Here is a 13,209-nt window from a genome sequence, read left to right as displayed (position 1 = left end):
AAGAGGGGTTTTGCATTGTTTGTGAAATCTAATGCCTTAGGTTTAGGGAAAGCGTTTGGAGGAATATCACAATGGTCAAAGGTCTGCAGAAAATCCGTGTTGTTTTGGCCGCCGTGTTGCTGGCCGTTATGTCTGTCGTCGTCCTTGCACCTCAAACAAGGGCTGCGGACCGCAGCGCGGTCGAAGCTTTCCTGAAAGTCACCGGGTTTGATGTGGCCATTGATTCAATTGCCCTGTCAGCCGAAAGCGCGCCGGAAATGCTGGGGCTGGACGCCGGTGATTTTGGGGCGGAATGGCGGTTTGTGTCCAAACAGGTTTTTGATCCGGAGGTTATGCAGGAACGCGCGACCAAGATCCTCGTTGAAACCTTGGAGGACTCCTATCTGGCCCACGCGGCAGAGTTCTATGCCAGCGATCTGGGTTTGCGGTTGGTCGAAGCTGAGAACGTCTCGCATTTCGAAGATGATACCGTGAAATATGACACGGGCCGCGAAATAGTGGCCGAAATGGTCAAGGATGGCAGTGAACGTATAGAACTGCTGCGGCGGATGAACCACGCGATCGACCCAAATGATATCGGGCCCCAAGCCGTGCAGGAAATTCAGATCCGGTTCATTCTGGCAGCGTCTTATGCGGGGGTGATTGATCTGAAAATTGATGAAGACGGGCTGCGCGCGGCGCTTGCAGAAAACGAAAACGCCATGCGCCTTGAAATGGAAGCCTCATCGCTGGCCAATTCCGCCTATACTTACCGCGAATTTAGCGACGCCGAAGTGCTGGCCTATACTGAAGCGCTGGAACACCCGGATATGCAGGTGGTGTATGAGCTGATGAATGCCGTGCATTTTGAGGTGATGATGAACCGGTTTCAATTACTGGCAACCAAAATGGGGAATATGCAGCCTCAGCAGGATTTGTAGGGCAGGGCGCACGCGAATAGACTTGGCCAGCTGATGCTCTCGACCCGTATCGCGGCCATAGGACAATCGTCGCAAGTGGCGAAAACTAGGGTGTCGTGCTTTCTGCTACAATATCGTTCAGATAGTCTTTGGCGAAGTTTGTCTTAAGCTGTATCCACATGGGAAGATGATCGGACATCTGATGCGTTCGCCAATAGGTGCGATAATAACTTGTCTTGGCCTTGGCATCCCGAATTTTACCTTTGGATGTCTTAAGATAGGCGGGACCCATCGCTTGCGCATAGATGGCTTCATCATCGTTTGTGTAAACAACGTTAAAGAAATCAAAAACGCCAGCCTGACCTGTGGTTTCAAAACGCTTGGGCTTTGATTTGAAGGCGATCTGGTCATAGTGCCTTGGCTTTTTGCCGACATTGGTTGGTGGAACGTGCTGCAACTCTTCAGGGACCTCAAACCCGGCCCGTTCGATGGCTTCCATTGTAACATCGCCGTGTGAAAAAATGTTAAAGTCGCCCAAAAGCACAAGATTATTGCGGTCATAATCCTGACGTTCCCGCGAACGTTTGGCAAGAAACTCGGCGACTGTTTCAATCTCTTCGACACGGTCCGGATTGTTTGCGGTGTCCTTGCCATAAATGATGTGAACGGTCGAGAGCAGCAAATAGGACCATCCAACCCGAAATCCACACATGTAAGGCGTGCGATAAAGCTGATTGGCGGGTTCATAGACCTTGTCACCAGCTGCCGTTTTCACGCGTTTTGGGGGAATAACAATCTCGCCTGCGACACGATTGAATGAAACGGACTTCTTGTTATAGACAAAGGCCATGCGCTCGCGGTTTCCAGGCTTGCCCTCGGTCACATCCGAAACGATGTAGTCCCAGTTGCTCTTTCCTAAGATGTTGACGACATCGTCGAGCGCATTGATATCCTCGCGAACCTCTTGGACGGCGATCAGATCAAAATGCGAGAGAATTTCAGCAATGTAGTAAAGGCACTCTAAGGAACGGTCTCCATAGGCTAGGGAGTCGAACTCTCTTATGTTCCAGGTGGCGAGGAGAACTTTGTCGTCGCATTTTGATGGGACTTGCGCGGCCAGAGCATCTTTTAAGGCCAGTAATTTCCGTGCTGTCCGCTCTGGGTTGCTTGTCTTCTTAACGCGTGAATAAAACATTTTTTGCTCCTAAAATATTGGTTGCAGCGCAAAACGCGAAATATTACGTCCGGCTGACAACGTGGAACTTGGCGCTATTTTGGGCCAGAAAACGATTTTTTTCAAGGAAATCAGTCTGGACGTTAGTCTATCTTTTGAGGTTATACAAAATGTCACCGAGTGAAGGCCGTGTCTTTTGGCGGGAATGTCTGGCAAGTTTCTGATCGTCACATCTTGCTGCTTGACACCCAACGCAAATAGCCCGATAAGCCGCCCATCCCGGCGTAAGGTGTTCCTTGCGCCGTGTTTTATTGAAACATCGGTCCCAAACGGGACGCGCAGTTCGAGGCGGCATTTGCCACAACTCCCGATTGGGGGCCACAGGACGCGGGAAATCAAAGGAAACAGGACATGTTCGCAGTCCTTAAGACCGGCGGTAAGCAGTATAAAGTCGAGGCAGGGGATATCCTGCGCGTCGAAAAACTGGCTGCAGACGCTGGCGAAACCGTACAATTCAACGAAGTGCTGATGCTGGGCGGAGACAAAACCGTCGTAGGCGCGCCACGGGTGGACGGTGCTGCCGTTCAAGCCGAAGTGATCGACCAGATCAAAGGCGAAAAAGTCATCAAATTCGTTAAGCGCCGTCGTAAGCACTCGTCCAAGCGCACCGTTGGCCACCGTCAGAAACTGACACTGGTCAAAATCACCGATATTCTGGCCTCTGGCGCAGACAAATCCGGTGTTAAGGCTGCTCTGGGTTCGGCACCTGCCGGAACCGCTGCACCTGCTGCTAAGAAAGCTGCTCCTAAAAAAGCCGCCGCTAAAGCTGAAGCACCTGCCGCCGCCGCCGCCGCCGACGACCTGACAGCCATCACTGGTGTGGGTCCCGCAGCCGCCAAAAAGCTGAACGACGCAGGTGTCACAACCTTTGCGCAGCTGGCAGCCGTAGACGTGGACAGCTTTGATGCTGTAAAAGTCAAAGCCGAGTGGGTTGCTCAAGCAGCCGATCTGGCGAAATAAGCTGAAGTTAGGAGACCAACGATATGGCACATAAAAAAGCTGGCGGTTCATCCCGCAACGGTCGCGACTCAGCGGGTCGTCGTCTTGGAGTAAAAAAATACGGTGGAGAGCTGGTTATCCCAGGCAACATCATCCTGCGTCAGCGCGGCACAAAAATGTGGCCGGGCGAGGGCGTTGGCATGGGCAAAGATCACACAATCTTTGCAACTGTTGATGGCAACGTAAAGTTCCACAAAGGCCTCAAGGGCCGCACCTTTATTTCGGTTCTCCCAGTGGCGGAGGCCGCTGAATAAGCCGACCTTAAGGTATGAGACATTTTAGGGGACCGGCGGAAACGCCGGTCCCTTTTCTTTTGCACGCTGGAGTGACGTGATGAGCGTGGCCCTGATCAGTTTTACAGCCTTTGCGGCGAGCCAGGTGGCAACACCCGGCCCGGCCAATATGGCGTTGCTGGCCACGGGTGCACGCTTTGGGTTTCGCGCAGCATTGCCGTTTGTGGCAGGTGTAGCGCTGGGTAAACAGCTGATTATCTGGCCAATAGGATTTGGCCTGATGTCTATTGCCGACGCTGTGCCATGGCTGTTTGAGGCCCTGAAATGGGCTTCCATCGCTTATATTTGTTGGTTGGCATGGAGAGTTGCGAACCTGCGTCTGTCTCCGGACGGCGCATCAGTCGAAACACCTCCCGGTTTTGCGGCGGGTTTGGCGGTGCATCCGCTTAACCCCAAAGCCTGGGCGATGATCATCACGGGATTTACCACTTTCGTGACCCCTGGCACGCCAACCTTGCAAGCCACGGCGACAATCGCCATCTGTCTATTGGCTTGCCAGACCGTTTTTCACCCGATCTGGACTTACGGAGGAGACCAGATCGCCCGCTTGGTCGCAGGACGACCTGCGGAAATCTACTTGATGAGAACTTTGGCTGCATTAACAGTAGCTTCCGTTCTGTATGTACTGTTTTGAGGAGGACAGGCACATGAAACATGACACGATTGTAAACCAACCCGTCATTGAAACGGAACGGTTCGTCATGCGCCCGCTGCGGCGGTCTGACGAGGGATTGATCGAGATGTATGCAGGTGACGCGACCGTTGCCCGCATGACGTCTTCGATCCCACACCCGCTGCCACCCGGCAGTGTTGACGCCTATGTCACCCGCGCGCAAAGCGACGAGCGTATCGAAGATGTCTGGGCACTGGATGCAAGCGCAGACGGTGGCTCGGAACTGATGGGCATTATCGGCCTTAAGCGGGTTGATTTTGGTAAGGTTGAAATTGGCTATTGGGTGGCGCCGGCGTTTTGGAACACCGGGCTCGCCTCGGAAGCGGTGCGGTCGCTGATCGACGCCAATCCACTGGCCAGCGACACGCTGTATGCGGCCGTCTTTCAGGACAACCCGGCCTCGGCGCGGGTGCTGACCAATTGCGGCTTTCAATACCTTGGCGACGCAGAAAGTTTTTCGGTGGCGCGCAATGCCGCAGTGCCGACTTGGACCTATAGCCTCAAATTGGATTGAGGCGACGCGCTGCCCGCGCTATCAGACGGGACAGAACCCGAAAAGGATGTAGATCATGAAATTTCTCGACCTGTGCAAGGTTTACATCCGTTCGGGCGGCGGCGGCGGCGGCTGTGTGTCGTTTCGCCGGGAAAAATACATCGAATACGGTGGACCCGATGGCGGCGACGGGGGCAATGGTGGTTCGGTCTATGCCGAGGCGGTCGAAGGCCTGAATACGCTGATCGATTTCCGTTATCAGCAGCACTTTTTCGCCAACAATGGTATCCCCGGTATGGGGCAGCAGCGCACTGGCAAGACCGGCGATGATATCATTCTTCGCGTGCCTGTTGGCACCGAAGTTCTGGATGAAGATCAGGAAACAGTGATATGTGATCTGACCGAAGTCGGTCAAAAGGTCCTGTTGGCCAAAGGGGGCAACGGCGGCTTTGGCAACCTGCACTTCAAATCCTCAACCAATCAGGCTCCACGTCGCGCCAACCCCGGTTTGCCGGGGGTCGAGCGCACGCTTTGGCTGCGGTTGAAACTAATTGCTGATGTGGGGCTTTTGGGTCTGCCAAATGCGGGTAAATCCACATTTCTGGCGGCCACATCTAATGCGCGCCCCAAGATTGCCGACTATCCATTCACAACCCTGCATCCCAATCTGGGCGTTGTTGGTGTGGACAACGTTGAATTTGTGGTCGCCGACATTCCGGGTCTGATCGAAGGCGCCTCGGAAGGCAAAGGGTTGGGGGATCTGTTCCTTGGCCACGTCGAACGCTGTTCGGTGTTGTTGCATTTGATTGACGGAACCTCCGGGTCCCCGATCGAAGACATGCAGACCATCATTCGTGAAATTGAGAACTACGGCGGCTTTCTCGCAGAAAAACCCCGTGTCACTGTGCTCAACAAAATCGATACGCTGGACGACGAAGAACGCGCCTTTATTCAGGACGAAATTGAGGCCGCAACGGGCGCCAAGGTGATGCTGATGTCTGGCGTCAGCCAAGAGGGCATCGTGGATGTGCTGCGTGCCCTTCGTGCCGAAATTGACGACAACCGGCTGCGTGAAAAACGCGTCGAAGAGGAGCCCGAACCTTGGCGACCTTAACCAACGCAAAACGAATTGTTGTCAAAATCGGGTCGGCCTTGTTGGTCGACCGGGACAGTGGCGATTTGCGTCTGGATTGGCTAAAGGGTCTTGCCCAAGATGTCGAAATGCTCAAATCCCGCGGCGCGGATGTGGTGTTGGTGTCTTCGGGCTCAATTGCCCTTGGACGGGGGGTTTTGAACCTGCCACGCACGGAATTACCGCTGGAACAATCGCAGGCCGCTGCCGCTGTGGGACAAATCCGGCTGGCGCGCGCCTATGAAGAGGCCCTGACACCTTATGAAATCACCACGGCGCAGGTTCTGGTCACGCTTGAAGACAGCGCCAACCGTCGACGCTATCTCAATTCCCGCGCCACAATGGAGCAACTTCTGAGCCTCGGCGTGGTGCCAATCGTCAATGAAAACGACACCGTGGCCACAGATGAAATCCGCTACGGCGATAATGATCGGCTGGCAGCTCAGGTGGCGCTGACCACTGGTGCGGACCTGCTGATCCTGCTGTCAGACGTAGATGGTTTTTATTCCGACAATCCGATGACCAATCCAGACGCACGCCGTTATGACGTGATCAACGACATCACGCCCGAGATTGAAGCGATGGCCGGTGAGGGCACCAGCGGGCTCAGCAAGGGCGGCATGATCACCAAGATTTTTGCAGCCAAAACCGCGACCGCAGGTGGCTGCGCCATGGCCATCACCGAGGGCAGCGCACTGCGGCCCTTGCAAGCCCTTGAAAACGGGGCCAATGCCACATGGTTCACGGCGCAAGGCACGCCGCAACAGGCGCGCAAGCGCTGGATCAGCTCGATGAAACCCCAAGGCGACATCACCGTCGACGCCGGAGCCATCAACGCCCTGAAGAGCGGAAAAAGCCTGCTCAGCGCCGGTGTGCGCGCTGTCAGCGGAGCCTTTAGCCGAGGTGATCCCGTGGCTATTCTGGGTCCGGATGGACACAAACTGGGGCAGGGGCTGGCCGCCTACGCCGCAGCCGAAGCTGACGCAATCAAAGGTCAACATTCCTCCAAAATCGAAGCCATTCTAGGCTATCCGGGACGCACGGCCTTGATCCACCGAGATGATATGGCACTCTAGGCTTCATTTCGCTAAAAATACTCCCGCCGGAGGCTCCGGCCCTTGCAAATCACACAAAGGACAGACCCGATGAAAGACATCGCAGACATCCCCGCCCTGATGGCTGAAATTGGTGCCAATGCCAAAGCTGCGAGCGCGGAGCTGGCCTTTGCACCGGCGGAACGCAAACACGCGGCCCTCATAGGTGCGGCAGACGCGGTGTGGAAAAATCGCGCGACCATCATTGAGGCCAATCAAAAAGACCTGGAATACGGACGTAATAAGGGCCTGTCCGCAGCGATGATGGATCGCCTGATGCTGGACGAAACCCGCGTGCGTGGCATCGTGGACGGTTTGCGCGCGGTGGCAGAACAACCTGATCCTGTGGGCGAGGTGCTATCCGAATGGGACATGGCCAGTGGTTTGCATATCAAACGTGTGCGCACACCCTTGGGGGTTATTGGCGTGATCTACGAAAGCCGTCCCAACGTGACCGCAGATGCGGGTGCCTTGTGTCTGAAGTCTGGCAATGCGGTGATCCTGCGCGGTGGGTCTGAAAGTTTCCATTCATCAAGCGCCATTCATGCCTGTCTGGTCGAAGGCTTGAAATGCGCCAATCTGCCCGAAAACGCCATTCAGCTGGTCCCAACTCGCGACCGGGTAGCGGTTCAGGAATTGTTAACCATGGTCGACACCGTTGATGTCATTGTGCCGCGCGGAGGCAAAGGATTGGTCGGGCTTGTACAACGCGAAGCTCGCGTGCCGGTATTTGCCCACCTTGAAGGCATTGTGCATGTCTATCTTGATGTCGCGGCAGATCCTCAAAAAGCGCTGAACGTGGTAATGAATGCCAAAACCCGCCGTACCGGAATTTGTGGCGCTGCCGAGTGTTTGCTGATCCACGAAAGCCTTATCGACACCATCGGGCAGGACGTCTTGCGCGCGTTGATTGATGCGGGCGTCACCGTACATGCAGACGAGAGCCTTCAGAAAATCGACGGAACCACCACCGCAACAGCCAAAGACTGGGGCAAAGAATACCTTGATATGGATATCGCCGCACGCGTGGTGTCGAATGTCGACGAGGCAATTGCTCATATCCGTCAATATGGCTCAAACCACACGGACTGCATCATCACAGAAGATGATGCCACAGCCGCCCGGTTTTTTGAACGACTGGACAGCGCCATTCTGATGCGCAATGCCTCTACTCAATTTGCCGATGGCGGAGAGTTTGGCATGGGGGCTGAAATTGGGATCGCCACGGGCAAAATGCACGCCCGGGGTCCGGTGGGGGCTGCGCAACTGACCAGCTTTAAGTACATTGTCGAAGGCGACGGCACCGTGCGGGCTTAGCCCGCATGCTCTGCCAGGACGGCATCTAAAAGCTAAGCGTCAACTGTTCTGCCTCGCGGCGCACTCCAAGTTCGCGTCCCAGATCGTCCACGATTTGCGGCAAAAGGCCAAACTGAACACGTCCCGGTGTAACCTCAACCGTGCGATTGGCGCGGGTAAGGTCGGCCCAAAGGTTGTCTTCAAAGTTAATTTTTCGGCCTTGCGCAGTGAACTGCCAACGGTTGGCGTTTTCGGTGATGGTTATGAAGCCACCAAGCGGCAAAGCGCTTTCCAGACACATCAAGGCCAGAAAACCCGCCCGCAGTTCCGGGCGTGGCACGTCGCGCATCACATCCCAGGCGTAGGACACCCGCCCACCAGCTGACAAGTCATTCAACGTCGTGCGGACTTCATTGACGCCAACCATTTGCTCGGTTCCAGCCAGCCCAAAAGCGATGCGAAAAAAGCGAATGCGGGCGTTGGCATTGCCCACACTGTCCGCAATCAGCTCAATCTCTGGCCCGCTACTGCCGCCCATACCAATCAGTTCAACCCCATTCCCAATCGCGCCCACGGGGCTGATCAGATCGTGGCAGATACGCGAGCCAACGAGGGCTGAAAAATCCATATTATTCTGTGTCATGCCCCAGTTTCATCCTGTAGGTTGTCGGTCATGGAAGACCTGAACGCATTTCTTGAGCCCGGTATGCTGGTGAAACACCCTGACCAGCCCGATTGGGGCACTGGACAGGTGCAATCCAACATCAACGGAAAAATCACTGTAAATTTCCGGGAAGAAGGTAAAGTAGTTATTAACGGATATCGGATTAGCCTTTCGCCAGTGTATAAATAGAATATCAACTCACCGACAAATCAATCTATGGTAGAGTGTCGCAGGGTTATCCACCAGCGCTATATTGCCAAGCTTGGGCTGTCTCTTTAAGAACAGCGCAACTTAATCAACAGGTTTCTAACCACGCTCATGGACCCTCAGTTCACTCTGAAACTTGCCGAGACACCGCAAGAATTGATGGCCGCGCAACGCCTGCGTTATAAAGTCTTCGTCGAAGAACTGGGCGGTCATGGTAGCCTTGTGGATGACGTCAACCGGCTTGAGAAGGATCGGTTCGACCCACATTTTGATCATCTGATCCTGATTGACCACGCGATCAAAGCCGACCCAATGGATCAGGTGGTGAGTGTTTATCGGCTTTTGCAGTCCTCAAAGGCCGCAGAGATTGGGCAATTCTACTCGGAAGACGAATATAATCTGAGCGTTCTGAAGGCGAGTGGGCGCAAGCTATTGGAACTGGGGCGCAGTTGCTTGCATGCCGACTATCGCGGCGGAGCGGCCATGTTTCACATGTGGAATGGGCTCGCGGCCTATGTTTTGGAACATGAAATCGAAGTTCTGTTTGGAGTGGCGTCATTTCACGGCACAAATACCGATGATTTGGCGGCACCCTTGTCCCTTTTACACCATCGCCATCTCGCTCCTATAGATCTGCGTGTGCGCGCGCAGCCAGAGCATTTTCAGAGCATGGATTTGATCCCCGAAGCCGACATTGATCGGCGCAAAGCCATGCTCGAGGTCCCGGCACTTATCAAAGCCTATCTGCGCCTTGGGGGTTTTGTCGGCGAGGGCGCCTATGTCGATCACGCGTTTAATACCACCGATGTCTGTCTGGTGTTGGACACGCAACGCATGAATAAAAAGCAAAAATCACTATATACCAAAGGCTTGATCGCGTGACTTCATCTTGGGACAAGCATGAAAACTATCCCGAAAAACACCGTATTTCGGCTTTGGGATGGCTGCGAGTTTTGGGACGTGGCGTAATCCTTGGCAGCATCGTATTTGGATGCCTTGGTATTTTGCTGCTGGTCCGGGTGATCGAAAAACCGATACACGGCCTGCACCGCCCCTGGACACCTTTTATTACGCAATTTGTATGCCGCTCCGCCTTTTGGGTGTTGGGCATGAAGTTTTCGGCCCGCGGTGACTTGATGACACAGCGCGGTGCGGTTGTTGCCAACCATTCATCATGGCTTGATATTTTTGCTTTGAATGCGCGCAAGCGGATTTACTTTGTCTCCAAAGCCGAGGTGGCCAAATGGCCGGGCATTGGCTGGCTGGCCAAAGCCACGGGGACCGTGTTCATCAAACGCGATCCCAAGGAGGCCAGACGGCAAAAAGAAGTTTTTGAGGCACGTCTTCTGGCTGGGCATAAGCTGTTGTTTTTTCCCGAAGGCACCAGCACAGATGCAGTGCGGGTTCTGCCGTTCAAGCCGACGCTGTTTGCTGCCTTTTTTGCACCCGAACTGCGAGACGCCCTATATGTGCAGCCCGTCACAGTGATGTACCACGCGCCCGCAGGGGAAGATGCGCGGTTCTACGGGTGGTGGGGCGACATGGAATTTGGTGAACACCTGCTGCAAACGTTGTCTCAAAGCCCTCAGGGGCGTGTTGAACTGATCTATCATACCCCCGTCGCGGTGCGTGACTTTGCCAGTCGCAAGGCGCTGGCCGCCTATTGCGAGGGCGTTGTACGAGGGGGGCATCTTTTGACGCCGGACGGAAATCAGAGCGGTCCCGGACCAATCGATCCATAATTTCACCTTCTTCAATCAGTAGGTGATAATTTTTCGATTTATCAATTCTGACTTTTCGACCACTCTCGATTGACCAATGTTTCGCTTTCGTGAGGATCCGATGAAGTTTTGCATTCAGTTGAGCCCCTACTATCCGGACAAAACGTATGGGGGAGATCGTGTGTTTGCCGACATGCTCGAACAGGCAAAGCTGGCCGACTCTCTTGGGTTCGACTCGGTCTCGATCACCGAGCATCACTTGCTGAACATTCTGATGATGCCTGCGCCATTGCAATTTGCAACGCAGATCGCCGCCCATACTGAGCACCTCAAGATCATCACCTCAATTGCGGTTCTGCCGCTGCACGACATGCGCATTTACGCTGGCGAGGTCGTGTGCGCCGACATTTTCACCAATGGGCGTTTGATGCTGGGCGTCGGTCGTGGTGCCTTTGCCTATGAGATGGCCAGATGCGGCGTTCCGATGGATGAAACACTTGAGAAGTTCAACGAATCTTTGGACCTTTTACAAAAGCTACTGTCCCAAGAAGAGGTCAGTGCCGATGGGAAATACTATAAATTCGATCCTGTTACTGTCATGCCTCGGCCCCTAACGCCGAACGGCCCTCAGATGATGATGGCGGTTTTGAACCCCGAGGGCATCTATCACTGCACAAAACGCGGCTTTCATATCCAAACCACGCCGCTCGCCGGTCAGCATCAATTGTTGTTGGATCAGGTGTCGGCGTTCAACAGAGCAAAAGATGAAATGGGCGATACAGGCAAAGAGTTGACACTCTCATTGTCTCGGGTTGGGTTTGTCGCTAATTCCGCGGCGGACCATGCGCGCATTCTGGAACAGGCCGAGCGATACTACGCCCGGTTTGATAATGTGTTCACCGGGCCCGGTATCGTTGAAAACGGACTCATCAAGGAGCTCCCCCGCAAGCAAACCCGCACCGAGCTGGACGACATTCTACTGATCGGATCGCCACAAGAGATTGTCGACAAGCTGGGTGCTTATTCTGACCTCGGCCTTGATCGTCTGATCTTTAGTTGCAACTTTGGAATGTCGCAGACCGAGACGCTGGAGAATTTGCAGCAATTTGCAGAAGAGGTTGCGCCGCATTTCTCTGACGCGCCTGTGACGGCGTGATGGGGCAAAACATCCAAAGCCTGTCCTCACGATAATTCAGAAAGGAAACCGATGCCCATCATCCGCGTGGAAATGTTCAAAGGTCGCAGTCGCGATCAAAAACGAGAATTGGTCAAAGAGGTCACCGAGGCCTTTGTCAGAACCTGTGGTGGCACCGCAAAGAGTTTGACGGTTGTCATCACTGAAGTCGAAAAAGAAGACTGGGGTGCGGCGGGTGAGCTGTGTTGCGATCTGTTCCCGGATTAAAAAAGGAAACCCTTATGACACAGTCCATTGACTGCGCTTACTCTATCGAGGGCGAAGGCCCTCCGCTGTTTCTGATCCATGGGATTGGCGCTGCGCGAGATACGTGGCGCTACTGCATGCCGGTGCTGACCAAGCACTTTACTGTCATCAACTATGATCTGCGCGGGCATGGCAAATCACCGATGCCCAAAGGTGCGTTCGGGTTGGATGAGCTCGTCGCGGACCTTGAGGCGTTGCGCTCTAAACTTGGCATCGAGCAGGCGCATTTTGCCGGGCATTCCCTGGGCGGCATGATTGGACCGGCTTATGCACGGAAATACCCCGACCGCGTGTTGTCGATTGGGCTGTTGTCCACGGCGGCGGGACGCACCGAACAGGACAGCAAAAACGTCTGGGCGGTTGTGCATGCGATGGAGGAAAAGGGCATTGCCAACATCCTGCCAACGCTTAAGGATCGATGGTACACGGATGCATTTCTAGAGGATCACTCTGACATCGTACAACGCCGCATGAGTCAGGTGACGGGCATGTCGAGCGAGGTTTTCATGAACGTGTTTCGCATCTACGCGGGCACGGAAATGCTGCCTTGGCTGCACGAAGTGAAACATCCCTGTCTGGTGCTAACAGGCGAGAATGATGGCGGATGCAATCCCCGTCTGAATCTGTTGATTGATCAAGAGTTGGACAACTCGGAACTGGTGATTTTGCCTGACCTGAAACACTCCATACTGCTAGAAGACGGTGCCAACGTCGCAAGGCATATGGTGAAATTCGTTGAGACCCTTGGTATGATGTAACGCGTTGGCGACGTCTGAAGCAGGTGCCAAAGACGTCGCAAGACCTGTCTCAGGATTGATGCCCTGCGTTTTCCGGCAATGTGGCAGTCAGCCGCTCAGAAACCACGGCCATGCGCCGGTGGCGGTGACGGATTTTGCAAGTCGCAAGGAGCTCGTCGCCCATTGCGAAGCAATAGTACGCAGCGGGCATAAGTTGATCGAAGCCGACACCTAAAGCTACGCGCTTTTAACCTGATGCATACCCGGCCTCGCAAAAGTAGTTCCAGCATTCTTGCGGTGTGAACATGTCGCAGACTTCGGCCAAT

At 54.4% G+C, this 13,209-nt stretch carries 16 protein-coding genes; 14 read left to right on the top strand and 2 right to left on the bottom strand.

The features are described from left to right. Positions 1 to 71: 71 nt before the first annotated feature. Complete coding sequence (locus tag BUC32_RS17920) at positions 72 to 920, top strand: DUF2059 domain-containing protein (RefSeq protein ID WP_073256262.1); 849 nt, start codon at positions 72 to 74, stop codon at positions 918 to 920. Positions 921 to 1,005: 85 nt separating this feature from the next. Here the strand turns inward: BUC32_RS17920 and BUC32_RS17915 are convergent, their stop codons facing one another. Next, positions 1,006 to 2,094, bottom strand: a complete 1,089-nt coding sequence (locus tag BUC32_RS17915) for an endonuclease/exonuclease/phosphatase family protein (RefSeq protein WP_073256259.1) — start codon at positions 2,092 to 2,094, stop codon at positions 1,006 to 1,008. A 390-nt stretch (positions 2,095 to 2,484) separates the two neighbouring features. On the opposite strand from BUC32_RS17915, the gene BUC32_RS17910 reads away from it, so the two are divergent. The 7 genes from BUC32_RS17910 (at position 2,485) to BUC32_RS17880 (ending at position 8,134) form a co-directional block, all read left to right on the top strand. Beyond that, positions 2,485 to 3,093, top strand: coding sequence for a 50S ribosomal protein L21 (locus BUC32_RS17910; protein ID WP_073256256.1), 609 nt, complete (start codon positions 2,485 to 2,487; stop codon positions 3,091 to 3,093). 23 nt (positions 3,094 to 3,116) lie between these two features. Beyond that, a complete protein-coding gene (gene rpmA, locus BUC32_RS17905) occupies positions 3,117 to 3,386 on the top strand; it encodes a 50S ribosomal protein L27 (RefSeq protein ID WP_073256253.1) in 270 nt (89 codons plus the stop codon). Between the two features lie 79 nt (positions 3,387 to 3,465). After that, positions 3,466 to 4,059: a LysE family translocator gene (locus tag BUC32_RS17900; protein ID WP_073256250.1), complete on the top strand. Its 594-nt coding sequence runs from the start codon at positions 3,466 to 3,468 to the stop codon at positions 4,057 to 4,059. Between the two features lie 13 nt (positions 4,060 to 4,072). After that, positions 4,073 to 4,612, top strand: a complete 540-nt coding sequence (locus tag BUC32_RS17895) for a GNAT family N-acetyltransferase (RefSeq protein ID WP_073256247.1) — start codon at positions 4,073 to 4,075, stop codon at positions 4,610 to 4,612. Between the two features lie 55 nt (positions 4,613 to 4,667). After that, the gene (gene obgE / locus BUC32_RS17890; RefSeq protein WP_073256244.1) at positions 4,668 to 5,705 is read left to right on the top strand and encodes a GTPase ObgE; all 1,038 of its coding nucleotides are present in this window, start codon (positions 4,668 to 4,670) and stop codon (positions 5,703 to 5,705) included. Beyond that, positions 5,693 to 6,799: a glutamate 5-kinase gene (gene proB, locus BUC32_RS17885; RefSeq protein WP_073256241.1), complete on the top strand. Its 1,107-nt coding sequence runs from the start codon at positions 5,693 to 5,695 to the stop codon at positions 6,797 to 6,799. Before obgE ends, proB begins: the two co-directional genes overlap by 13 nt. Before the next feature lie 69 nt (positions 6,800 to 6,868). Then, on the top strand, positions 6,869 to 8,134 hold the full coding sequence (locus BUC32_RS17880; protein ID WP_073256238.1) for a glutamate-5-semialdehyde dehydrogenase: 1,266 nt from the start codon (positions 6,869 to 6,871) through the stop codon (positions 8,132 to 8,134). A 25-nt stretch (positions 8,135 to 8,159) separates the two neighbouring features. Here BUC32_RS17880 and BUC32_RS17875 read toward each other — a convergent pair whose 3' ends face one another. After that, complete coding sequence (locus BUC32_RS17875) at positions 8,160 to 8,756, bottom strand: histidine phosphotransferase family protein (protein ID WP_073256235.1); 597 nt, start codon at positions 8,754 to 8,756, stop codon at positions 8,160 to 8,162. Between the two features lie 30 nt (positions 8,757 to 8,786). Here BUC32_RS17875 and BUC32_RS17870 point away from each other — a divergent pair, with 30 nt between their 5' ends. The 6 genes from BUC32_RS17870 to BUC32_RS17845 all read left to right on the top strand — a co-directional run bounded on the left by BUC32_RS17870 (position 8,787) and on the right by BUC32_RS17845 (position 12,904). Then, entirely contained in the window at positions 8,787 to 8,966 is a 180-nt protein-coding gene (locus tag BUC32_RS17870) for a DUF3553 domain-containing protein (RefSeq protein ID WP_073256232.1), read from the top strand. Between the two features lie 129 nt (positions 8,967 to 9,095). Beyond that, positions 9,096 to 9,866: a GNAT family N-acetyltransferase gene (locus BUC32_RS17865; protein WP_073256229.1), complete on the top strand. Its 771-nt coding sequence runs from the start codon at positions 9,096 to 9,098 to the stop codon at positions 9,864 to 9,866. After that, positions 9,863 to 10,726, top strand: a complete 864-nt coding sequence (locus BUC32_RS17860; RefSeq protein ID WP_073256226.1) for a lysophospholipid acyltransferase family protein — start codon at positions 9,863 to 9,865, stop codon at positions 10,724 to 10,726. Before BUC32_RS17865 ends, BUC32_RS17860 begins: the two co-directional genes overlap by 4 nt. A gap of 100 nt (positions 10,727 to 10,826) precedes the next feature. Next, on the top strand, positions 10,827 to 11,861 hold the full coding sequence (locus BUC32_RS17855; protein ID WP_073256326.1) for an LLM class flavin-dependent oxidoreductase: 1,035 nt from the start codon (positions 10,827 to 10,829) through the stop codon (positions 11,859 to 11,861). A 51-nt stretch (positions 11,862 to 11,912) separates the two neighbouring features. After that, positions 11,913 to 12,107 carry a 2-hydroxymuconate tautomerase gene (locus BUC32_RS17850; RefSeq protein ID WP_073256223.1) on the top strand — a complete coding sequence of 65 codons (195 nt, stop codon included), beginning with the start codon at positions 11,913 to 11,915 and terminating at the stop codon, positions 12,105 to 12,107. Between the two features lie 14 nt (positions 12,108 to 12,121). Next, complete coding sequence (locus tag BUC32_RS17845) at positions 12,122 to 12,904, top strand: alpha/beta fold hydrolase (protein ID WP_073256221.1); 783 nt, start codon at positions 12,122 to 12,124, stop codon at positions 12,902 to 12,904. Positions 12,905 to 13,209 lie beyond the last annotated feature (305 nt).

Origin of the sequence: Shimia gijangensis (assembly GCF_900142085.1) — a bacterium.
Taxonomy (GTDB): Bacteria; Pseudomonadota; Alphaproteobacteria; order Rhodobacterales; family Rhodobacteraceae; genus Shimia; species Shimia gijangensis.
The sequence above is the reverse complement of the archived record's forward strand: the minus strand, read 5'-3'. Positions and strand labels throughout refer to the sequence as shown.

Coding starts and splice junctions, on each gene's coding strand:
- BUC32_RS17920 (WP_073256262.1), top strand. CDS start 72: ATGGTCAAAGGTCTGCAGAAAATCCGTGTTGTTTTGGCCGCCGTGTTG.
- BUC32_RS17915 (WP_073256259.1), bottom strand. CDS start 2,094: ATGTTTTATTCACGCGTTAAGAAGACAAGCAACCCAGAGCGGACAGCA.
- BUC32_RS17910 (WP_073256256.1), top strand. CDS start 2,485: ATGTTCGCAGTCCTTAAGACCGGCGGTAAGCAGTATAAAGTCGAGGCA.
- rpmA (WP_073256253.1), top strand. CDS start 3,117: ATGGCACATAAAAAAGCTGGCGGTTCATCCCGCAACGGTCGCGACTCA.
- BUC32_RS17900 (WP_073256250.1), top strand. CDS start 3,466: ATGAGCGTGGCCCTGATCAGTTTTACAGCCTTTGCGGCGAGCCAGGTG.
- BUC32_RS17895 (WP_073256247.1), top strand. CDS start 4,073: ATGAAACATGACACGATTGTAAACCAACCCGTCATTGAAACGGAACGG.
- obgE (WP_073256244.1), top strand. CDS start 4,668: ATGAAATTTCTCGACCTGTGCAAGGTTTACATCCGTTCGGGCGGCGGC.
- BUC32_RS17880 (WP_073256238.1), top strand. CDS start 6,869: ATGAAAGACATCGCAGACATCCCCGCCCTGATGGCTGAAATTGGTGCC.
- BUC32_RS17875 (WP_073256235.1), bottom strand. CDS start 8,756: ATGACACAGAATAATATGGATTTTTCAGCCCTCGTTGGCTCGCGTATC.
- BUC32_RS17870 (WP_073256232.1), top strand. CDS start 8,787: ATGGAAGACCTGAACGCATTTCTTGAGCCCGGTATGCTGGTGAAACAC.
- BUC32_RS17865 (WP_073256229.1), top strand. CDS start 9,096: ATGGACCCTCAGTTCACTCTGAAACTTGCCGAGACACCGCAAGAATTG.
- BUC32_RS17855 (WP_073256326.1), top strand. CDS start 10,827: ATGAAGTTTTGCATTCAGTTGAGCCCCTACTATCCGGACAAAACGTAT.
- BUC32_RS17850 (WP_073256223.1), top strand. CDS start 11,913: ATGCCCATCATCCGCGTGGAAATGTTCAAAGGTCGCAGTCGCGATCAA.
- BUC32_RS17845 (WP_073256221.1), top strand. CDS start 12,122: ATGACACAGTCCATTGACTGCGCTTACTCTATCGAGGGCGAAGGCCCT.